Annotated in this window: 17 protein-coding genes; 8 read left to right on the top strand and 9 right to left on the bottom strand. The window is 44.5% G+C overall.

What is annotated here, in order from left to right:
• Positions 1 to 43: 43 nt before the first annotated feature.
• Positions 44 to 940 (bottom strand): PEP phosphonomutase, encoded by an 897-nt coding sequence (locus ELZ47_RS10375; RefSeq protein ID WP_002919793.1) that lies wholly within the window; start codon positions 938 to 940, stop codon positions 44 to 46.
• A gap of 227 nt (positions 941 to 1,167) precedes the next feature.
• On the bottom strand, positions 1,168 to 3,060 hold the full coding sequence (locus tag ELZ47_RS10380) for a M13-type metalloendopeptidase (RefSeq protein ID WP_126435959.1): 1,893 nt from the start codon (positions 3,058 to 3,060) through the stop codon (positions 1,168 to 1,170).
• A gap of 149 nt (positions 3,061 to 3,209) precedes the next feature.
• On the opposite strand from ELZ47_RS10380, the gene ELZ47_RS10385 reads away from it, so the two are divergent.
• The 4 genes from ELZ47_RS10385 to tpx all read left to right on the top strand — a co-directional run bounded on the left by ELZ47_RS10385 (position 3,210) and on the right by tpx (position 6,371).
• A complete protein-coding gene (locus ELZ47_RS10385) occupies positions 3,210 to 3,929 on the top strand; it encodes a metal ABC transporter ATP-binding protein (RefSeq protein WP_164549613.1) in 720 nt (239 codons plus the stop codon).
• Between the two features lies 1 nt (position 3,930).
• Positions 3,931 to 4,779 (top strand): metal ABC transporter permease, encoded by an 849-nt coding sequence (locus ELZ47_RS10390; protein WP_331852791.1) that lies wholly within the window; start codon positions 3,931 to 3,933, stop codon positions 4,777 to 4,779.
• 19 nt (positions 4,780 to 4,798) lie between these two features.
• Positions 4,799 to 5,728, top strand: a complete 930-nt coding sequence (ssaB, locus tag ELZ47_RS10395) for a metal ABC transporter substrate-binding lipoprotein/adhesin SsaB (protein WP_126435962.1) — start codon at positions 4,799 to 4,801, stop codon at positions 5,726 to 5,728.
• A 151-nt stretch (positions 5,729 to 5,879) separates the two neighbouring features.
• Positions 5,880 to 6,371, top strand: coding sequence for a thiol peroxidase (tpx, locus tag ELZ47_RS10400; RefSeq protein WP_126435963.1), 492 nt, complete (start codon positions 5,880 to 5,882; stop codon positions 6,369 to 6,371).
• Between the two features lie 20 nt (positions 6,372 to 6,391).
• On the opposite strand, the gene ELZ47_RS10405 is transcribed toward tpx, so the two are convergent.
• The 4 genes from ELZ47_RS10405 to ELZ47_RS10415 form a co-directional block, all read right to left on the bottom strand.
• Positions 6,392 to 7,489, bottom strand: a complete 1,098-nt coding sequence (locus ELZ47_RS10405; protein ID WP_126435964.1) for a DUF3114 domain-containing protein — start codon at positions 7,487 to 7,489, stop codon at positions 6,392 to 6,394.
• A 286-nt stretch (positions 7,490 to 7,775) separates the two neighbouring features.
• Positions 7,776 to 10,016, bottom strand: a complete 2,241-nt coding sequence (locus tag ELZ47_RS10410; protein WP_126435965.1) for an SEC10/PgrA surface exclusion domain-containing protein — start codon at positions 10,014 to 10,016, stop codon at positions 7,776 to 7,778.
• A gap of 82 nt (positions 10,017 to 10,098) precedes the next feature.
• Entirely contained in the window at positions 10,099 to 10,287 is a 189-nt protein-coding gene (locus ELZ47_RS11895; RefSeq protein WP_164549526.1) for a hypothetical protein, read from the bottom strand.
• A gap of 7 nt (positions 10,288 to 10,294) precedes the next feature.
• Positions 10,295 to 13,177, bottom strand: coding sequence for a GBS Bsp-like repeat-containing protein (locus ELZ47_RS10415; RefSeq protein WP_125330826.1), 2,883 nt, complete (start codon positions 13,175 to 13,177; stop codon positions 10,295 to 10,297).
• 226 nt (positions 13,178 to 13,403) lie between these two features.
• On the opposite strand from ELZ47_RS10415, the gene ELZ47_RS10420 reads away from it, so the two are divergent.
• From ELZ47_RS10420 to ELZ47_RS10430, 3 genes are all read left to right on the top strand, one after another.
• Positions 13,404 to 14,051 carry a metal-dependent transcriptional regulator gene (locus ELZ47_RS10420; protein WP_125330825.1) on the top strand — a complete coding sequence of 216 codons (648 nt, stop codon included), beginning with the start codon at positions 13,404 to 13,406 and terminating at the stop codon, positions 14,049 to 14,051.
• Between the two features lie 105 nt (positions 14,052 to 14,156).
• A complete protein-coding gene (locus ELZ47_RS10425) occupies positions 14,157 to 14,618 on the top strand; it encodes a MarR family winged helix-turn-helix transcriptional regulator (RefSeq protein ID WP_125330824.1) in 462 nt (153 codons plus the stop codon).
• The gene (locus ELZ47_RS10430; protein ID WP_002918239.1) at positions 14,611 to 15,036 is read left to right on the top strand and encodes an EVE domain-containing protein; all 426 of its coding nucleotides are present in this window, start codon (positions 14,611 to 14,613) and stop codon (positions 15,034 to 15,036) included. The genes ELZ47_RS10425 and ELZ47_RS10430 overlap by 8 nt, the downstream gene beginning before the upstream one ends.
• A 113-nt stretch (positions 15,037 to 15,149) precedes the next feature.
• Here the strand turns inward: ELZ47_RS10430 and ELZ47_RS10435 are convergent, their stop codons facing one another.
• Positions 15,150 to 15,764 (bottom strand): CPBP family intramembrane glutamic endopeptidase, encoded by a 615-nt coding sequence (locus ELZ47_RS10435; RefSeq protein ID WP_125330823.1) that lies wholly within the window; start codon positions 15,762 to 15,764, stop codon positions 15,150 to 15,152.
• Between the two features lie 502 nt (positions 15,765 to 16,266).
• Here ELZ47_RS10435 and ELZ47_RS10445 point away from each other — a divergent pair.
• Positions 16,267 to 17,064, top strand: a complete 798-nt coding sequence (locus ELZ47_RS10445) for a nucleotidyltransferase domain-containing protein (RefSeq protein WP_125330915.1) — start codon at positions 16,267 to 16,269, stop codon at positions 17,062 to 17,064.
• A gap of 245 nt (positions 17,065 to 17,309) precedes the next feature.
• Here ELZ47_RS10445 and dtd read toward each other — a convergent pair whose 3' ends face one another.
• Entirely contained in the window at positions 17,310 to 17,753 is a 444-nt protein-coding gene (gene dtd, locus ELZ47_RS10455; protein ID WP_125330822.1) for a D-aminoacyl-tRNA deacylase, read from the bottom strand.
• A gap of 56 nt (positions 17,754 to 17,809) precedes the next feature.
• Positions 17,810 to 20,029, bottom strand: a complete 2,220-nt coding sequence (locus ELZ47_RS10460; RefSeq protein WP_049543311.1) for a RelA/SpoT family protein — start codon at positions 20,027 to 20,029, stop codon at positions 17,810 to 17,812.
• Positions 20,030 to 20,501 lie beyond the last annotated feature (472 nt).

Here is a 20,501-nt window from a genome sequence, read left to right on the forward strand (position 1 = left end):
CAGGCTTTCTAGGAGCTTACCCCTAAAAGTCTGTCTCATTTTACTATCTATTGATTGAGCGTGAAATCATGGAAATGGTGTGGCGCTGTCCTCTGAGAGCCTTGCTCATGGCAAAGATATTTTCAACCGGAGCCAGACAGCCGTAGCCTGAATCTCCGATATGCTGGATATCTACACCGCAGATTTTGTTACGGATGGCCATTTGCTTGACAATATCTTCATCAGCACTCTCTTGGCTGGTACCGATCGCACTCATAACCAGAGCCCCCTTTTGATGGGCCAGTCGAACAATCTGCTTCAAGTCCTGCTCATCAAAGCCTGGCACACTGCCGACTGCCGGTGCTAGGACAATATCAACACCAGCTTCGATAAATTGAGCGATTGCTTCTAGGTCTGCTACCGGCTCATCCACACCTGAAGCATGCATTTTACCTGCAATCAGGAGGCCTGAAAAATTCTCCTTCACTACTCGAATGGTGTCAATAATGGCTTGATTGGTGACACCAGTCCCCGGATTACCCGTCAGGCAGATAAAGTCAACACCCAGCTCTTCTGCTCGCTGAATGGTCGCTAGGCTAGCCTGACGACCCTCATCGATGATTAGGCGTTCTCCTGCCATCTGGGCCTGACTGTCCACCGGCTCTAGATTGATACCGATAGGACGGCCAACCAAGCGGTGAAGCTCCTGCACGAAATCTTCTTTGGCATCCAGACCAGCTACAAAAGGCTGGAAGATATCAATCCCATTCAGCAAAATCAAGTCAGCACCAAAAGACCGAGCAATCTCTGCATTGGTCACATCGCCGATATAAGATTCTTTAAAAGCTACGTTTTCAGATAGGATAACGCGGCCCTCACTGGCCTTGATGCTCTGTTTCAGCTCCGGCGCAGTCATACTTAAAATTTCTGAAGCATTTGAACTAATGAATCGTTTTACCATAAGAACATCTCTTTTCTTTATTATTCATTAATAAACACTTTGAAATCTATTCTATTTGGATATTTTGTTTATTTTTTGTTATCAACTACAGTATAGCACAAGACTATAAAAATGTAAACGCTTTATATTTTCTTTGACAAAATAGTCTGCTTCTAGGAATGAGAAGCAGACTATTTATAACTCGATTAGTTCCTATCGAATTATCCTATAAGAATCTTATCTCGGCATCACCAGATGACCACCCGCTCTTCTGGACTCCGCCACATGCCGTCTCCCTCTTGGACATCAAAGGTCGTAAAGAAGTCGTCAAAGTTAGGCAGCTGCACATTGGTCCGAAGCTTGGCTGGAGCATGGACATCGACACTCGCCAAGAGCTTCATATATTCCTCTCGCCCCCTCATTCGCCAAATGCGGGCAAAGTTAGTGAAGAATTCCTCAGCAGAAAAATCTGCTTCTTTCTTGGCTGCTTCTAAGGCTGCTGCAATACCGCCCAGATCTGCCACATTTTCTGAAACGGTCAGCTTGCCATTAACCTTAGCTCCATAGGAATCCTGTCCTTCGAACTGGTCAATGACCTTTTGAGTCCGCTCGGTAAAGGCTTGATAGTCGTGCTCCGTCCACCAATTATTAAGACTGCCATTTTCATCAAAGGAAGCGCCATTGGTATCAAAAGCATGAGAAATCTCATGGGCAATGACCGCTCCGATACCACCATAATTAGCTGAAGAGGACTGGTGCAGGTCATAGAAAGGCGCCTGTAGGATAGCTGCTGGAAAGACAATCAGGTTTTTCTGCGGATTATAGTAGGCATTGACCATATGGGCTGGCATTCCCCATTCCTTGTAGTCCACTGGTTGATTCCACTTGCTCCAGCTATAAGCAATATCAATCTGGCTCAGCTTCTGAGCATTTTCAAAGAGAGTCAGCTTTTCGTCTACAATCTTTCGAGAGTAACGTTCAGGCAGCTCGTCAGGATAGCCAATATAAGGCTTGATGACATTGAGTTTGACAATAGCCTTGTCCCGAGTTTCTGGTGTCAGCCAGTCATTCTGAGCCAGACGATTTTTATAAACTTCAATCATCGTCGCTACTTTCTGCTCCACATCAGCCTTGGCTTCTGGAGAGAACTTCTGACCGGCATACCAGAGACCGACAGCTTGATTAAAGGGACCTTGAGCCAGGTAAAAGGCTGCTTTTTTCTTGTCCTGAGCCTGAGGAGTCCCTGATAGAGCACGATGATAAGCACCTGCCAAGACACGGATGTCATCTGTTAGATAAGGTGTCGTATTGCGAACTGCAGAGAGAATCAACAGAGCATGGAGTTTATCCCAGTTAGCGGCTGTATAAATATACTTAGCTGCCTGCCAAAAACGCTCTTCTGGCACAATGACTTGGTCGGGTTCTTGACCGATCAACTTGGTGAAAATATTCGCCAAAGGCAATTCCGGCACCAAGGATTTGAAATCTTCCCACTTATACGGATGGTAGAGCTTAGCATACTCAGAGCTTTCTTCACTAGACAGAACATACTGAGCAAAAACAGCATCCAGCTCCAAGACTTTATCCAAAAGGTCCTTGATTTCCTCTTCATCAAAGTCAAATTTGGCCAGCAAATCTTCCTGAGCCTTGCGCCATTTTGCAAGCAGGTCTTCCTTCTGCGGATGGTCTTCTGCATAGTAGGTCGTGTCTGGCAAAATCGTTCCCGGTCCGTCTGCCCAGAGGACATTGATACGGGCGTCCATAAAGTCAGGCGCCACACCAAAAGGAAAATAAGTCGGCTTACCAGTCAGCTCAAAATCAGCAATCTTAGAAGCATAGTCTTCAAAAGATGTTAGCTTGCGAATTTCATCAATGTAAGCACGCGCAGGCTCAATCCCTGCCGCTTCCCGCTTGTCATAATCCGCTGCCAAGCGATGGTAAGCAACGAAGTTCTGCAAAATAGCATCTTCTGGCACTCCATCGCCAGCCAGCCATTTGTCTGTCGTGGCAAGCATAAGATCTTCAATCTCATCTGCCAAATCCATGAAGCCGCCCGTCACTGGCTTATCATCGGGAATAACCGCCGTCTTGGCCCACTCACCATTAACTGCATCATAGAAATCATCTTGTAGTCGTGTCATCTTCTTCTCACTTTCACGCTTTTGATATAACCTTATCAAAATCTACTTGTTTTTTCAAACATTTCTTATATTAATTTTAAAAATTTACTAAAAATTAACTTGACTTAATTTTTGTTTTAATGTATATTAAAACCATAGAGGTGTATGAGATGATTACGATTAAAGATTTGACTGTCAGCTATCAGGATACGCTGGCTCTTGAGCCCCTTTCATTAACCATTAAGGAGCCAACTATTACTGGGATTATCGGTCCTAACGGAGCCGGAAAATCTACCCTGCTCAAGGGCATGCTAGGGATTATCGACCACCAAGGTCAGACTCTGCTGGATCAAAAGCCCTTGCAAAATTCTCTCCAGCGGGTTGCCTATGTAGAGCAAAAGATAAATATTGATTATCATTTTCCTATCAAAGTCAAAGAGTGTGTCTCTTTGGGACTTTACCCTCAGCTCAAGCTCTTTCAGGGGCTAAAGAGTTCCCATTGGAACAAGGTGGCTGAGGCATTGAAAATTGTCGGTTTAGAAGACTTGGCTGAGCGCCAGATTAGCCAGCTATCCGGCGGCCAATTCCAGCGGGTCTTGATTGCTCGTTGCTTGGTTCAAGAGGCGGATTGTATCTTTTTGGACGAGCCCTTCGTCGGGATTGACTCTGTCAGCGAAGAGATTATCATGTCTACCCTGCGCAGTCTCAAAGCCGCAGGCAAGATTATCCTGATTGTCCATCATGACTTGAGCAAGGTTGTCGATTATTTCGACCAAGTTATCCTGCTCAATCGTAAGCTGATTGCCTTCGGACCTACCGAGACTAGCTTTACCAAGGACAATATGAAAAAGACTTACGGCTCCCAGCTCTTTATGAATGGAGGTGTCTAGAATGATTTTAGAATTTTTCCAAGGGCTGCGGGACTTTCACTTTCTGCAAAATGCCCTCATCACAGCCATCGTCATTGGGATTGTTGCTGGAGCTGTTGGCTGCTTTATCATTCTGCGCGGCATGTCACTCATGGGGGACGCTATCTCTCATGCGGTTCTGCCCGGTGTGGCCCTGTCCTACATTTTAGGGATTAATTTCTTTATCGGAGCCATCACCTTCGGACTTTTGGCCTCGATTATTATCACCTACATCAAGGGCAATTCCATTATCAAAAGCGATACAGCCATTGGAATTACCTTTTCTTCCTTCCTAGCTCTGGGTGTGATCCTGATCGGCGTTGCCAATAGCTCCACTGATCTCTTTCATATTCTCTTCGGGAATATCTTGGCTGTTCAGGATATTGATATGTGGATTAGTATTGGAGTCGGAATAGCTGTGCTCTTAATCATCACCCTCTTTTTCAAACAGCTATTGATTACTTCCTTTGATCCCCTGCTGGCTCAAGCAATGGGCATGCCGGTTAGCTTCTACCACTATCTGCTGATGATTCTCTTGACCTTGGTCTCCGTGACAGCCATGCAGAGCGTGGGAACCATTCTGATTGTCGCTCTCTTGATAACGCCGGCAGCAACGGCCTACCTCTATGCCAACAGTCTGAAAACTATGATCCTGCTGTCCTCAGGACTGGGAGCTCTGGCTTCTGTGCTGGGACTCTTTATCGGCTATAGCTTTAATGTCGCTGCAGGATCCAGCATTGTCCTGACCTCAGCCCTCACCTTTCTCATCTCTTTCTTTATTGCCCCTAAGCAACGCTATTTAAAACTTAAAAACCGACCTAAACTAAAATAAAATTTAATGGAGGAATCCCATGAAAAAATTAGGTTTTTTATCCCTGCTTTTGCTAGCAGTCTGCACTCTCTTTGCCTGTTCCAGTCAGAAGAAGGCGTCCAGTGACTCGTCCAAGCTCAAGGTTGTTGCGACCAACTCAATTATCGCTGATATTACCAAAAATATAGCTGGCGATAAGATTGACCTGCACAGCATTGTACCAGTCGGCAAAGACCCCCACGAATACGAACCCCTGCCCGAAGATGTCAAAAAGACTTCTCAAGCAGACCTCATCTTCTACAATGGTATCAACCTGGAAACGGGCGGCAATGCTTGGTTTACCAAGTTGGTCAAAAATGCCAATAAGGAAGAAAACAAGGACTACTATGCTGTCAGCGATGGCGTTGACGTCATTTACCTTGAAGGGCAAAGTGAAAAGGGCAAGGAAGATCCTCATGCTTGGCTCAATTTGGAAAACGGCATTATCTATGCGCAAAACATTGCCAAGCGTTTGATTGAAAAAGACCCTGACAATAAGGCCACTTACGAGAAAAATCTCAAAGCCTATGTAGAAAAACTGACTGCCTTGGACAAGGAGGCCAAAGAGAAATTCAACAATATTCCAGAAGAAAAGAAAATGATTGTGACCAGTGAAGGATGCTTCAAGTACTTCTCTAAGGCCTACAATGTGCCATCAGCCTACATCTGGGAAATCAACACCGAAGAAGAAGGAACTCCAGACCAAATCAAAAGCTTGGTTGAAAAACTACGCAAGACAAAAGTGCCGTCTCTCTTTGTCGAATCAAGTGTGGACGACCGTCCGATGAAGACTGTTTCTAAAGACACCAAGATCCCAATCTACGCTAAAATCTTTACTGACTCAATCGCTGATGAAGGAGAAGAAGGCGACAGCTACTACAGCATGATGAAATACAATCTGGATAAAATTTCTGAAGGATTGGCCAAATAATGATAAAAGGTTAGGAAGACAAAATCCTAACTTCTTTATTTTTGTAGAACGAGTTCCACATGGGGTCGTTCTCAAATTTCCGGTCAAATTATTCGAAAAAAATCACTATTCGCTGTACAATGAAGCTATCAAACATGAATGGAGACTTCCTATGACAACTTTTCTCGGAAATCCTGTAACCTTTACTGGAAAGCAACTGCAAGTCGGCGACACCGCCCACGATTTTAGCTTGACAGCCACTGACCTTTCAAAGAAAACTCTGGCTGATTTTGCTGGCAAAAAGAAAGTCCTGAGCATCATCCCATCTATCGATACTGGTGTCTGCTCGACTCAGACTCGCCGTTTCAACCAAGAACTCTCTGACTTGGATAATACCGTTGTTATCACGGTTTCAGTTGACTTGCCTTTTGCTCAAGGCAAGTGGTGTGCTGCTGAAGGCATTGAGAATGCTGTCATGCTCTCTGACTACTTCGACCATTCTTTCGGCCGCGACTATGCTGTCCTCATCAATGAATGGCACCTTTTGGCCCGCGCTGTCCTAGTTCTGGACGAAAACAATACTGTAACTTACGCTGAGTATGTAGACAATATCAACACCGAGCCTAACTTCGAAGCTGCTATAGCCGCAGTTAAAAGCTTGTAAAAGATAAAAATACGGACCTGCTAGTCCGTATTTTTTTGTGCGAAAAACTTCTGCCAAAACTGACGGAAACAAGCCCAGGAACGCAAGAGAACGGATGGTTGATTCAGCAATTTCTTGAACCGAGCAATCTCTGCCTTTACCTGTTTATAAGCACTCCGCCCCTTTCGAGCATAAGGGCTTTTAGCCGAACGATAGCCCAGCGGACAACGATTATTCTGAGGTGACTTGAACTTGCAGCCGCTATTTTCAATGGCAAGCCTGCGAAAGCGAGGATCCCAGACTGCTGGCGTTTTGATATCGTAGCGAGTATGAGAAGCCTGATTGACCGGACGATTGCGCTCACCGTAGTTAAAGCTGGCGCTATTCACAATACCATTTTGACTAGCACCCTCTGGATCGATAATATTGAGAAAGCGACCTCTCTGATCCAGAATAAACTCTGTATGAAAATCAATCAGGATTTTTATATTGGCCTGACTAGCTTGACCATCCGGATAGATAGCTTGCTCTGACATCTTATCAATATAGGCTTTATTGTGCAACCGAGAGGATTCCTTGAAACTGTAGGAAAGTCCGGGGTAGGCCTTGAAATAAGCCGCCAAGGCCTCCGCATCCGTCATCCCCACCTCTCTGAAATGGTCCCGAACCCACTGGGCCTGCTGGCAGGAAATGACATAGCGAAACTGATGCAGCTGCCTTTTGAGCTTTTGATTGCCATCCTTTTGGCTAAAATCATCTGCCGGAAAAGCCTGGCGCAAGGTCTTTGAGAAAATTTTCCAAAAGCAATCATGCGGTGTTAGGTCTGGAGCAATTCGAGCCAGTAGAAGATTCGTCTCTCTCTTATCTCCGCTCAACTCCTCAGGCATATTAACAAGACTCATAGCCAGAACCAGCAGCTCCTGAGCTCCTAATCTGCTGTTCTGAACCTCCTCAGCCAGCCAAAGCTTTTGAAAGAAGGGGCTGCCAAAAAGCTGAGCCTCCTGCAGGTAATTTCCTTCTTCTGACACTGTTTTTCCTTGCTCACCAATCTCTTCAAAAACTTGTTCCAGCGCTGTTTGATACCAACCGATTGATTGCAATCGCTGAAAGAACTGCTCTTTTTCTTCTTTCGGATACATGGTCCCCTCCTTTCTTTTAGCTCTAGTAGTTAAAAACTGTAGAGGTTATAATAAAAAATCTAATCCACATAGAACAATTAGATTTTATCACAAACTCACATGATAGCAAAGAACAAAATATGAATCCTTGTAGTACTAACAATAAAAATATTCTTAACAAATCACTCAATAAATAAAGAGAAGACCAAACCGGCCCTCTCTCAGTATGAGTTTTGTTTAAATGAGCTGTTCCAACTTTTCACGATTGGACAATTCATCTAGAATTCGATTTTGTCAACGACTTCGCTTAAGCTTTACGGCGTTTTGCAAAAGCCAGTCCCAGCATAGAGAGCAATCCCAGACCTACAAGTGCTAGAGAAGATTCAGTAGAACCTGTTTTTGGAAGAGCTGCCGGAGCCTGATAGGTCTGAACTGGTTTCTTTCCCTTCTTCACTCCCGTTGTAGTGACTTTCAGAACCTTTCGCTCATTCTTAGAAACGAGGTTAGTTGGGTCGTCTGTCTCAAGGGCTGCAAGAGCTGCTTTCAAAGCTTCAAGTTTGGCATTTTCAACTCTATATGTTTCTTCCTTACTTGCCAAGTTTGCTTTAGCATCATTGAGAGCCGCTTCTGCTTCCTTAAGAAGAGCAGGGGCATTTTGCAAGCGAGAAACGTAGTCTTTAGCAGCTTGAACAGCGCGTTGAGCCTCTTCCAGAGCTGTAGCCGCAGCAGTTGCCTTTTCTTGAGCGGTCGCTGTAGCTGCTTTCAATTCGGCAAGTTTGGCATTAGCTTCCTCAGCTGTTTTTTGCGCAGTTGCTTGGGCTGCTTCTTTTTCTTTCAAGCTTGCTTGAGCTTTAGCTAAAACTGCAAGCTTAGCCTTGGTTTCTTCAGAAGCCGAATTCTTGCTATTTTCGAGTTCAGCTTGGTAAGTACGTTCCGCCTTGGCCAACTTGTCCTTAGCAGTTTTCACAACCTCACGCAGTAATGGGGCTGTCTCCTGCTTGTTCTGAGCATTTGTCAACGTACGTTGAGCAGCGTCCAACTTAGCTTGTGAAGCCGCCAAATCTTTACGAGCAGCGTCTGCCTCTTGATTATTGGCATTTGGATTGATCAAGGCTGGTGTTATTTTGGAAGGATCTTTAATATCACCGTCATTATTTGGGAAAAGAAGGAAGTTAATTCGGTTAATAATGCCGTTGTTGCTAAAGTTAACAGCAACATATGCACCTTTCTTCTGATTATCAAGATGCCCCACTACCTTTTGGGCATAGATAGTCCCTCTCTCCCTATACGCACTGCTATCTCCTAAATCAAACAGTTGGAATTTGATATCATCGTAAATTGCCTTTTTTAAATAGTCAACAGAGACATTCTCTTGGCTAGCAAGAATAGGATAAGGGCCGAGTTCGTTAGTTCCTGATACTCTATGACCAAACTGATCCAGTCCAACTTTAGCAACCACACTTCTTGGAACATCTACTTGTGAAGTTATAGGTTCTTTTGATTGGTATTTATATTTTTGTTCACGGGCTGCTTGGCTTAGAGCTGCTGCATAGTCAATACTATTTTGTGTTAATGTTACTTGTGCTGTTCCTGCTTGCTTACGGATTTGATTAATCAAATCTTGTGCATAATAGTTCAATTCCATCAGAACATCATTTGGAATAGCATTGATGTTAACTATTCGTTGCGCATCTTTTTGACTACCAATATAATTGTTGCTGGATTTTAGGGTAGCTGCTTCTTTAGCAAGTGTTTCTTGTGCCTCAGATGTCAATTTAGCTGTACCGTTGATATTGTTACTTTTAATTGCATTTATATAAGCTTGCGATAGGGTAAAAGTATTGTGAACCTGATCTTGAGACGAAAGCTTCGCTTCTTTTTCTTTGATTTCTGCTTGAGCTGCTTTGATATCTGCCTGGGCTTGATCAATCACTGCTTGGCGTTTAGCATCTTCCGCTTCAGCTGTCTTCAATTGATCTTCGTAAGAAGCTAAGTTGTTTTTAGCCTTGTCAAGCTCAGCCTTTGCCTTCGTTACCTTTTCACTCACCAGTTTGCTGTCCACAGCTTTTTGGGCTGCATTCACAGCATCCTGAGCAGTTTGAGTCTCGGTTTGTGCCTTAGCTGCTTGAGCTTGAGCATCCTGAGCTACAGCTGCCTGTGTGTCTTCTGCTTTTTTAGCTGTATCAAGAGCTGCTTGGGCTTGCTTGGCTGCGTTTTCCGCTGGGGCAACTTTTTTCTCAGCTTCTGCCACAGCTGCCTGAGCCTCCGCAATTTTTTCTGCACTTGTATCAGCATTATCTTTCTTGGCTGTTTCAACCTTAGTCTCAGCAGTCGCAACCTGTTCTTTGGCTTGGTCAACAGCCGCTTTCGCTTGATTAACCTGCTCAGTTTGCTGTTTAAGAGCTTCTGGACTTGCAGATAGAGCCTTATCTTGGTTTGCAGGTGCATTTGCATCCACTGGAGTTGTATCTGCAGCTACAGTGTGAGCAAATCCAGTACTAGCAAGAACTGCTGCACCTAAAATGACATGTTTTTGGATTTTTTTCATGCTTTTCCTCCTGATATGTTAATAGTATAATGAGAAAAGCTTTGTTTGTCAAACTATTTACATGTTTTTTTGAGAACATTTATCACAAATATGTCCAAAAATAGAATCTCGTCTCAATCGCTTCCAAAAAACCTGTGTGTCTGGCCAGAATCATATAATGAATTTTACGCTTACTGACTTTGTCAATGATAAACTCTTGAACGAGTGCAAGTATACTAGTCATAGAATGCAGAAGACCGCCCGTCAAACAACGAGCGGTCTTCTTATTCACGAATTTCTTATCCTTTGATGGCAATAAAGGGTGATCCTTCTGTATTATCCGTCGGATCTACACTCTTGACTCCAAAGAGATAGTCTACGGGGTACCAGCCATTATTAGCTGCATTATAAGGGTCACGGACATAGGTTTTTCCATTGTCATAGCCTTTAAGAACCAGCTCATGAGTGACTGGATAATGGGCAAAGATGCTAGTACCAACGGCACCTAGGACATGATGCCCCTGCGAAAGCACTTCTTTGACTGCAGAAGCTGTAAACAGGGTCTCAGTCGTCAAATCCCAGTGCTGGGCAGCTCGGACAATACCACGGCTGCTAGTACCAAATCCATCTTTATTAAATTCATTAGTATGGTTATATAGATAATCCGCAACGGTTGTCGGAAGCACTTCTGTCCCAGTAATTCCAGAAATAACCATGGCTAGCGTTGTCGGCACGCATCCTGTCGCATCCATGCTGTAAGGACCATACTTCCTGCCACCCCAGCGACCATCGCGCTGGGAGTAGTACGGAGTATTGTAAACTGCTTTGGAGACCTGGGTCGTAGTAGCATCAACAGCGATGAGCTGACCATTGTCCTGCTTATAGTAAAGATGAATCTTGTACTCGCCGGTAGAAAGTTTATGGTCACTAGCTCGGACTGTGATCTTATAGGTACCATTCGCCTGCTTTTGAGCTAAATACCACTTGACATCATCCTGATCCTTATCTGTGGACCAAGTTGGCAGATAGACTGCTTGAATTCCGCCTGGATTGGAGATATTTGTCACAACTACATCAAAAGTTCCTGTTCGAGCATTATTGTTTTGGATATTGATTTTTCCAGTTGCACGGATGTTCTCAGGTGCTACAGAAATCATCAGCTTCTCGCCACCTGCACCTTGCATCTGGCCATCCTCGTTCAGATAGTAAAGATGAACCTTGTACTCACCCACTGAAAACTTATGATCCTGAGCTCGGACATGTTTTTTATAGGTCCCATCGGCTCGTCTTTCAGCGGTGTACCACTGCACATCGTCTTGGTCATCCTTGCTGGACCAGGTTGGCAGGTAGACCGCCTTCAGACCATCTGGGGCAACGATATCTGACACAACAATATCAAATTCACCTGTCTGTGGATTGTTGTTCTGAATGGTGATCTTGCCCTGTGGCTGGGCGCGAGTAACTACCGTCTTAGCTGAACCCGCTCCCTGCAGCTGGCCTGCATCATTCACAAAATAGAGGTGGACATTGTACTCGCCCAGAGAGTTCTTGTGGTTGCGGTAGCTGACATGTTTGAAATAGGTCCCATCGGCGCGTCTTTCGGCCGTGTACCACTGCACATCATCTTGGTCATTGGCAGCTGACCAAGTCGGTAGATAAACGGACTTCAGACCATCCGGTGCGACAATATCAGAAACGACAATATCAAATTCACCTGTCTGTGGATTATTGTTCTGAATGGTGATTTTACCCTGTGGCTGGGCGCGAGTAACCACCGTCTTAGCTGAGCCTGCACCCTGCAATTGACCGGCTTCATTCACAAAATAGAGGTGAACATTATACTCGCCCAAGGAGTTCTTATGGTTGCGGTAGCTGACATGTTTAAAATAGGTCCCATCAGCTCGTCTTTCAGCGGTGTACCACTGCACATCGTCTTGGTCGTTAGCGGTGGACCAGGTTGGAAGACTAACAGACTTCAGACCATCTGGGGCAACAATGTCCGACACGACAATATCAAATTCACCTGTCTGCGGGTTGTTATTCTGAATGGTGATCTTGCCCTGAGGCTGCGCGCGGTTAACTACCGTCTTAGCCGAACCTGCACCCTGCAGCTGGCCTGCATCATTCACGAAATAGAGATGAACATTATACTCGCCCAGAGAGTTCTTGTGGTTGCGGTAGCTGACGTGTTTGAAATAGGTTCCATCAGCGCGCCTTTCGGCTGTGTACCACTGCACGTCGTCTTGGTCATTAGCAGCTGACCAAGTCGGTAGATAAACAGACTTCAGACCATCTGGGGCAACAACGTCTGACACGACAATATCAAATTCACCTGTCTGTGGATTGTTATTCTGAATGGTAATCTTACCCTGTGGCTGGGCGCGAGTAACCATTGTCTTAGCCGAACCTGCCCCCTGCAGCTGGCCTGCATCATTTACAAAATAGAGGTGAACATTATACTCGCCCAAGGAGTTCTTATGATTGCGGTAGCTGACATGCTTAAAATAGGTCCCATCGGCACGCTTTTCAGCGGTATACCACTGCACGTCGTCTTGGTCGTTAACAGCTGACCAAGTCGGTAGATAAACAGACTTCAGTCCATCCGGTGCGACAATATCAGACACGACTATATCAAATTCACCTGTCTGTGGATTGTTATTCTGAATGGTAATCTTGCCTTGAGGCTTTTTGACTTCTGCTGCCGCCAAGGGGCGCTCTGTATCAGAAGCTGGTTGTGCTAGCTGATTAGAAGCATCATTTTTTTCTGAGTTCTCAACCACAGCAGGTTGATTTTCTGTCGAAGCTACAGTATCACTTTTCGGCCGAGCATTTTCTACAGGATCAGAAGAAGTAGACTGAGCACTGGTATCGGAAGACGCAGGTACCTGACTAGCGTCAGGACTAACAGCCTCCGGTGCTGGTGCAGCCTTATCCATGCTTGACAGACTGGTTTCTGTGACAGTCGGAGTTGCAGCTGTGCTAGCTTGGTTCTCCACAGCCTGGCTGACAGCGACACTGTCAGCTGTCTGACTAGGTGTCAGCTGTTCTGCCTGCACTGCTCCACTTCCAAGAAAGGCCAGACCAGTCGCAATCGCTACTGAGACTGCTCCCAGACTGCATTTGCGAATGCCAAAACGAGTAAACTTCTCTGCTAGAGACGCCATCATTCGTCTTCTTTTCATAATAGGATTCTCCTTTTGCAAAAAGTAAAAATCAGGCCAGATTTTACAAACCAGCTAAAGAATTTTTACTTTTTTATTTTTTAAATCGTACGATTTGATTATATAATAATCGTAAAACGATTACAAGTAAATCAAGAAAATCCAAAGGCCAATGAAGGGCTTCTACACTGTATTCTTGCAGCGATTTTTGTTATACTAATGATAGAAAGTTCAGCGAGGATGCAAGATGACCCCAAATAAAGAAGACTATCTCAAGTGTATCTATGAGATTGGCAGCCGCCACAAAAAAATCACCAATAAAGAAATCGCCCAGCTCATGCAGGTTTCACCTCCGGCTGTGACGGAAATGATGAAAAAAATGCTGGCGGAAGAACTTCTGGTCAAGGATAAAAAAGCCGGCTACCTGCTGACTGATTTGGGGCTAAGGCTAGTTTCTGACCTCTACCGTAAGCACCGACTGATCGAGGTCTTTCTGGTCAACCATCTCGGCTACTCGACTGATGAAATCCATGAGGAAGCCGAAGTCCTAGAGCATACTGTTTCTGAGCGCTTCGTTGAGCGTCTGGATGCCATGCTCCAGTACCCCAAGATCTGTCCTCACGGAGGCACCATCCCAGCCAAGGGAGAGCTTCTGGACGAAGAAAACCAACTGACTCTGGAAGAGGCTTCTGCCCCTGGCGACTATATCATCAAACGCGTACACGACGACTTTGACTTGCTCAAATACTTGGAAAAATATAACCTGCAAATCGGCCAAACCATCACCTTCATCCAATACGATTCTTTCGCTCAGGCTTATCTTCTCAAGACAGAAACCCAAGAAATCCAAATCAATCCTATGATTGCCCAGCAGATTTATGTGGAAAAACTATAAACAGAACCCAGTTCGGACTTTTTAGTCTAAACTGGGTTTTTATTGACAAAAATAAGATTTCGAATTATAATAAGTATACTTACAAAATATCTAGAGGGAAAGCTAATGGAAAAATCGCAGTTTAACTCCATCTACAAGGATGAATACCGAGAGTCAACCGGTCTGCTCTTTATCCGTGCCTACCACAAGTGGCATGGGCTGATAAAAAACAAACTGAGAACGATTGATTTGACCCATCCCCAGTTTGTCGTTCTGACCACTCTTGCTGCACTCCTGCGTCAGCAAGAATGGGTTAGTCAGACCGATATTGCCCGATTTTCTGACATGGATGTTATGACCGTATCCCAAATCATCCGCCTCTTGGTCAAGAAAGGTTTGATAATGCGGGAAGTCCATCCCAAGGACAGCCGCGCCAATATCATACTTCTAACGGATACGGGGCTGCAAAAGGTCAACCAAGCCCTTCCTCTGGTAGAAGGTATTGATCAGGCGTTCTTTGGAAAATTAGGAAATAAAACAGAAATATTAAACCAACTCTTAATCAAACTGGAGGCAGAAAATGACTAGATTTTGGATTGGTGTCGTATCAAAAGAACACGTCCTAAGAGGTGTAGAAGGTGGATTTTGCCAAGTCTGCCATGGAAAGAAAGCACCATTGAACCGAATGAAAAAGGGGGACTATCTTCTGTACTACAGCCCCAAGTATCAACTGAATGGTCAGGAAAAGCTGCAGGCCTTTACAGCAGTTGGCAAGATTCTAGATGACACTGCCTACCAAGTAGAGATGTTCGAAGGCTTTGTCCCATTTCGGCGAGATGTCAGCTACTACCAACCTGTCAAAGACTGCCCCATTGACCAAGTCCGACAACATCCTCAGTGGCGCCAATATGCTTCTCAGATAAGATACGGACATTTCGAAGTTTCGAAAGACTTCTTCCTTTATGTTTTTGAGCAAATGAAACTGTACAGCCCTGCAAATCAGTAGAAACGGCTTTATTTGACTTACACCGAACTCTTTGCCCACCTGTCATCAAATCTAAAGTTCCGATTTTCAAGGGAAATCGGAACTTTTTGATTTGAAGTGAAATTATCGATTTATCAAATCAGCATAAATGCCGATAAACTACCCACAACTACATTTGCTAGGGCATGCATGATCCAGCTGGCTAAAATGGAGCCATCAGATTTCTTTTCATTGACAAAGCCCAGATAAGCCGCGATGCCACCCGTACACAAAATGATGAGCAGGGTTTGATGCCAAGAGAGTATTGTTATAAACATCAGGCCATGGATCAGACCAAAAAGAGCAGCTTGTATGCTATTGGCCACTACAAAGGGTAAGCGGCTAGCTAATCTCTTTAAAAGAAAACCTCTGAATAGCAGTTCTTCTGGCAGAGCAGTTTGAAACAGACCATAAATCAGAATAGCTGGCAAGGCTTGAAAGCCGAGGCCTGAAAAGTTTGAAGTCGCTGTCTTAAGACCTTTTACAGTAGTATATAGTAGCAAAAACGAAAGAAGCAAGAAAAATAGCGAACCCAACAAAATCCACAGCCAGATCTTCCGGCTGCCAGTATTTTTTAGCGGTTTTAAGCCAAGCCATTCTAAAAATGGACTTTTTCTTCTGGCTGCTATCAACCACCAAACAAAAGGAAGAAACGCAAACAAAGCAATTTGAATCAGAGCATTCAGCATCTGTTGAACTAGATTTCCCATGGTAAGAAACTCCTTTCTTTTCTTTAATATGATTATACAAGACAAACTTCAAGAATTTATAAAGTAATTCTAAAATATTTCTAAAGAATGAAAGAAATCATAAACACAAACAAATCAAGGATTATCGCCACTTCTGCTTGCCTACTATGCTTATCATTTTTGGACTAAATAATATCAAAAAAATCTTTAAAAACTTATCTCAAAAATCCAAGAAAAGTTGCAGATAAAAATAAGGCGTTGAGTTTAAAAAAATAGAAAACTGACAATGATTTTAAAGAAAGAAAAAAGTCCTAAAATTTTATCACACAAAGTCAAATATTCAGCCTATCTATCCCAGATAATTTTCTTTTTAGTCAAATACTTCCAGTTCCTGCTCATCCACTTCCTACTCCTCAGGGTTTCAATTTTACAGGCTTGCTACCATGCCAAAAGCTGTTTTTTTCTTCTTGCCAACCCGCTTACATTTTGCTACAATGATGTCAAAAATCAGCGAGGAAAAATTATGCCACAACAACTCTTTAAAGAATTTGCCCAGCTAGATCAAGTGGAAGCTATTGTTCTCGGTGGCTCTCGTGCTGGACAGCATTTTGACAAAGACTCAGACTATGATGTTTATATCTACTTGACAGATTCCATTGCTCCCACGACTCGACGCGATATCCTCAGCAAGTACTGCTCCTACATGGAAATCGGCAATCAGTTTTGGGAACTAGAGGATGACTGTGTGCTGAAGAGCAAGATCGAAATTGAGCTCATTTACCGTACACTGGATAGCTTTGATAAAGACCTGCAGACTGTAGTCCTAGACCATCAGGCTCAGAATGCCTACACCACCTGTATGTGGCACAATCTGCTCCACAGCAAAATCATCTATGACCGAAATGGTCGCTATGGAGCGCTTCAAAACAAGTACAGACGACCTTATCCAGCTGAACTGAAAAAGAATATTATCAAGAAGCAGCTCCTCTTACTCGATCAAGCCATGCCAGCTTTCTCCAAACAAATAGAAAAAGCGCTCAAGCGTCAGGACCTGCTCAGTATCAATCACCGTAGCAGTGAATTTTTTGCTTCCTATTTTGACTTGCTCTTCGCCCTAAACGAACAGACTCACCCTGGAGAAAAGAGAATGCTAGAGTTTGCAAAAACCAACTGCATGCTATTACCTCAGCATTTCGAAGAAAATATACAGACCTATTTTCAAAAGCTCTACACAGAGCCCGCTGAAGCGATAAAGCTTATCAATCAGCTAGTGACGACCATCAAACCAGTCATTCCTCAAGAAATTATTGGTAGTTTTTAGGAATGCAACCTGAAGCCACAGCCCCATTGCTGCAGAAGCTAAAAAAATTAGAGAGTGGGACAGAAATCGGTAATTCGTTAGAATTCGATTTCGTCGTCCCACCTCCGCACAGTTGAGTAGGGCTGTAAAAGCTGATGAAATCAGCGTAGTAGAGCCCACTCAACCACTGCGTCTTGCTCGACAATCCAAAGACAATTGAGAGGCTAGGACTTTTGTCCCAGCCTCTTTTCATTCTTCTTCTCTTCTCAGCGATTCTTTGTATCCAAGATAATGGTCACTGGACCATCATTGACTAGCTCTACCTGCATGTCTGCCCCAAAAATCCCCGTCCGAGTTGGCACCTCTTGCTTCAAGGCAAGATTGAAGGCATCATAAAAATTGCTAGCCATCTCTGGCGGAGCAGCCTTAACAAAGGCTGGCCGATTACCCTTTTTGGTATCTGCATGCAGAGTGAACTGGGAAATTGACAAAATCTCTCCAGCAATGTCCTTGATAGACAGGTTCATCTTGCGCTCAGCATCGGAAAAAATCCGCATATTGACAATCTTCCTGACTGCATAATCCATATCTTCCTGACTATCGTCAGGCCCTACGCCTACTAGGAGCAGGAGACCTTGTCCAATACTGCTGTGCAGCTGCTGGTCAATGCTGACCTGAGCACGTTTTACGCGCTGAATCACTATTTTCATATCTTTTCCTTTGATTTAACGGTAACATATAGCTAGATAATGATTTCCAAAATAGATCAACCATTAGTCCGCTTGACCGAGTAGACCTCCGGCACGCTCTTAATCTTATCCACCACCGTCGTCAGCATGGACAGATTAGCAATGCCAAAAGAAACGTGGATATTAGCAAATTTCATATCCTTGGTCGGCTGAGCATTTACTGTTGAAATATTTTTAGTGGTATTAGACAGAACCTGCAACACATCGTTGAGGAGACCAGAGCGGTTGAGACCGTAAATATCAATGTGAGCCGTGTACTCTTTGGTCGTGTTGTTGTCTTCCCATTCCACATCAATCAGCCGCTGCTCGTAATTTTCCTGAGCCTTGAGATTCATGCAGTCCTGCCGGTGGATGGCCACACCGCGGCCTTTGGTAATATAGCCGACAATATCATCACCTGGTACAGGATTACAGCACTTAGCAATCCGGATGAGGAGACCAGACGCCCCCTGAATAACCACACCGCCTTCGTGCTTAACCTTGAGGGTGTCTTTTTTGTTTTCGACCTTGACTTCGCCGCCCTTGACCAATTCCTCGGCTTCTGCTCTGGCCTTGGCCCGTTCTTCCTCACGGCGCTCTTTTTCTGTCAGGCGGTTGAAAATGCTAATGGCACCAATCTCACCGAAGCCAATCGCCGCAAAAAGCGCCTCTTCAGTCTTATAGCTGGTCTTCTGCAGCACTTCTTCCATGTGCTTCTTGTCCATGTACTTATTGGCTACATAGCCATGCTCCTGGAATTGAGCCTGCAAGAGCTCCCGCCCTTTGGAGATAGACAGCTCCTTGTCTTGATTTTTAAAGAACTGACGGATTTTATTTCTAGCCTTGCTAGTCTTGACAATATTAAGCCAGTCGCGGCTCGGTCCGAAAGAGTTAGCGTTGGTGATGATTTCCACCTGATCACCTGTCCTGAGCTTGGTTGTCAGAGGCACCATGCGGCCATTGACCTTGGCTCCCGTGGCTTTCTCACCGACCTTGGTATGAATCTCATAGGCAAAGTCAATGGGGCCAGAGTCCTTAGGCAAAGAGCGCACTGCCCCATCTGGTGTGAAAACGTAAATTTCCTCAGCTAGATAGCTCTCCTTGACCGAGTCAACGAAGTCCTTGGCATCATTGGATTGATCCTGAAGCTCCATCAGCTCCTTGATCCAGTTCATCCCGATGGCTGATTCTCTGCTGTCTACCTGTCCCTTGACACCTTTCTTATAAGCCCAGTGGGCCGCAACCCCATACTCAGCGACCTCATGCATTTCCTTGGTCCGAATCTGAAACTCAATCGGACCTTTGGGGCCATAAACGGTCGTATGGATAGACTGATAGCCATTGGCCTTGCGATTGGCAATGTAATCCTTGAACCGCCCCGGCATCGGCCGCCAAAGCTCATGAATGTAGCCCAGCATAGCATAGACGTCACTCTGAGTATCCAAGATACAGCGAATGGCGATTAAATCATAAATCTCATCAAAGCGCTTCTTCTTGTCCTGCATCTTGCGATAGATCGAGTAGATATGCTTGGGCCGGCCATAAATCTTACCGTGCAGATTGCGCTCGCCAGCATAGGTCTCAATCTTCTGGACTACCTCTTCTACCAGAGCTTCACGCTCCCGACGCTTCTCCTTCATCATGTGGGAAATTTTGTAAAATTCCACTTCATTGAGATAACGGAAGGACAAATCTTCTAGTTCCCACTTGACACTGGAAATCCCCAGGCGGTGAGCCAAGGGTGCGTAGATCTCCATTGTTTCTCGGGAAATCCGCTCCTGCTTATCCTTGCGCAGGTGCTTGAGCGTCCGCATATTGTGGAGACGGTCTGCCAGCTTGACCAAAATAACCCGAATATCCTCTGACATGGCCATCAGCATCTTACGGTGATTTTCCGCCAGCTGCTCTTCGTGGGATTTGTACTTGACCTTACCCAGCTTGGTAACCCCATCCACAATCACGCGTACATCCGTCCCAAACTCTCTTTCCAAATCATCCAGCGTCGCACGGGTATCCTCAACCACATCATGCAGGAAGCCGCAGGCGACCGTTACCGCGTCTAGCTTGAGCGTGGCCAAAATCCCTGCCACCTGAATAGGATGCACAATATAAGGCTCACCTGACCTGCGAAACTGCCCACTGTGACAATCAATAGCATAGATCAAAGCTTTCTGTATAAAGGCTACATCCTCCGCAGCCAGATATTTTCTCGTAAGGGCCAATACCTGATCGCCCGTCAAATTCACTTCTTTTGGCATCTCGTCTCTCCAATTCCTGCCTACTATTTTATCACTTTTAGCCCGATATGAAAACCTAGAAGACGATCCTGTGTTTGTTTTAGTACAAAAAAGTGGAATCAATAATAAGTAGTAAGATCTAAACTGAAGTTAGCCTCCTAAAACTAAAAAAACAGCTATATTTTATACTAATTGTTGAGCAAAACCCAAGCAAAGAAACAGAAAGCCCAAAACTACTCCACCCTAAAATTTTGAAATGGATAATAGCTGAATAGCACCTCTTCAATTCTTGAAGCAAAAAGGGAAGTTGATCTCAAAATTTGAAAGGGAAACAGCATTCTGTATAAAATCTATAAGAAATATTTATTTAGTCCACCTAGTTAATATTTCAAGCAGCAGACTGATTAAAAAATTTATTAAAATTGTTTGAGAAATCATTAAAGACAGCTATTTGAGCCTCAATTCTCATTTTTTATGTTGTCGCTTTAATCTT

Origin of the sequence: Streptococcus sanguinis (genome assembly GCF_900635155.1) — a bacterium.
GTDB lineage: Bacteria > Bacillota > Bacilli > Lactobacillales > Streptococcaceae > Streptococcus > Streptococcus sanguinis_G.

Excerpts from the sequence above, each read along its gene's own strand:
- ELZ47_RS10385 (WP_164549613.1), top strand. The coding sequence starts at position 3,210 with ATGATTACGATTAAAGATTTGACTGTCAGCTATCAGGATACGCTGGCT.
- ELZ47_RS10425 (WP_125330824.1), top strand. The coding sequence starts at position 14,157 with ATGGAAAAATCGCAGTTTAACTCCATCTACAAGGATGAATACCGAGAG.
- ELZ47_RS10415 (WP_125330826.1), bottom strand. The coding sequence starts at position 13,177 with ATGAAAAGAAGACGAATGATGGCGTCTCTAGCAGAGAAGTTTACTCGT.
- ELZ47_RS10460 (WP_049543311.1), bottom strand. The coding sequence starts at position 20,029 with ATGCCAAAAGAAGTGAATTTGACGGGCGATCAGGTATTGGCCCTTACG.
- ELZ47_RS10410 (WP_126435965.1), bottom strand. The coding sequence starts at position 10,016 with ATGAAAAAAATCCAAAAACATGTCATTTTAGGTGCAGCAGTTCTTGCT.
- ELZ47_RS10420 (WP_125330825.1), top strand. The coding sequence starts at position 13,404 with ATGACCCCAAATAAAGAAGACTATCTCAAGTGTATCTATGAGATTGGC.
- ELZ47_RS10435 (WP_125330823.1), bottom strand. The coding sequence starts at position 15,764 with ATGGGAAATCTAGTTCAACAGATGCTGAATGCTCTGATTCAAATTGCT.
- ssaB (WP_126435962.1), top strand. The coding sequence starts at position 4,799 with ATGAAAAAATTAGGTTTTTTATCCCTGCTTTTGCTAGCAGTCTGCACT.
- ELZ47_RS10375 (WP_002919793.1), bottom strand. The coding sequence starts at position 940 with ATGGTAAAACGATTCATTAGTTCAAATGCTTCAGAAATTTTAAGTATG.
- ELZ47_RS10445 (WP_125330915.1), top strand. The coding sequence starts at position 16,267 with ATGCCACAACAACTCTTTAAAGAATTTGCCCAGCTAGATCAAGTGGAA.
- ELZ47_RS10430 (WP_002918239.1), top strand. The coding sequence starts at position 14,611 with ATGACTAGATTTTGGATTGGTGTCGTATCAAAAGAACACGTCCTAAGA.
- ELZ47_RS10390 (WP_331852791.1), top strand. The coding sequence starts at position 3,931 with ATGATTTTAGAATTTTTCCAAGGGCTGCGGGACTTTCACTTTCTGCAA.
- ELZ47_RS10405 (WP_126435964.1), bottom strand. The coding sequence starts at position 7,489 with ATGTATCCGAAAGAAGAAAAAGAGCAGTTCTTTCAGCGATTGCAATCA.
- dtd (WP_125330822.1), bottom strand. The coding sequence starts at position 17,753 with ATGAAAATAGTGATTCAGCGCGTAAAACGTGCTCAGGTCAGCATTGAC.
- tpx (WP_126435963.1), top strand. The coding sequence starts at position 5,880 with ATGACAACTTTTCTCGGAAATCCTGTAACCTTTACTGGAAAGCAACTG.
- ELZ47_RS10380 (WP_126435959.1), bottom strand. The coding sequence starts at position 3,060 with ATGACACGACTACAAGATGATTTCTATGATGCAGTTAATGGTGAGTGG.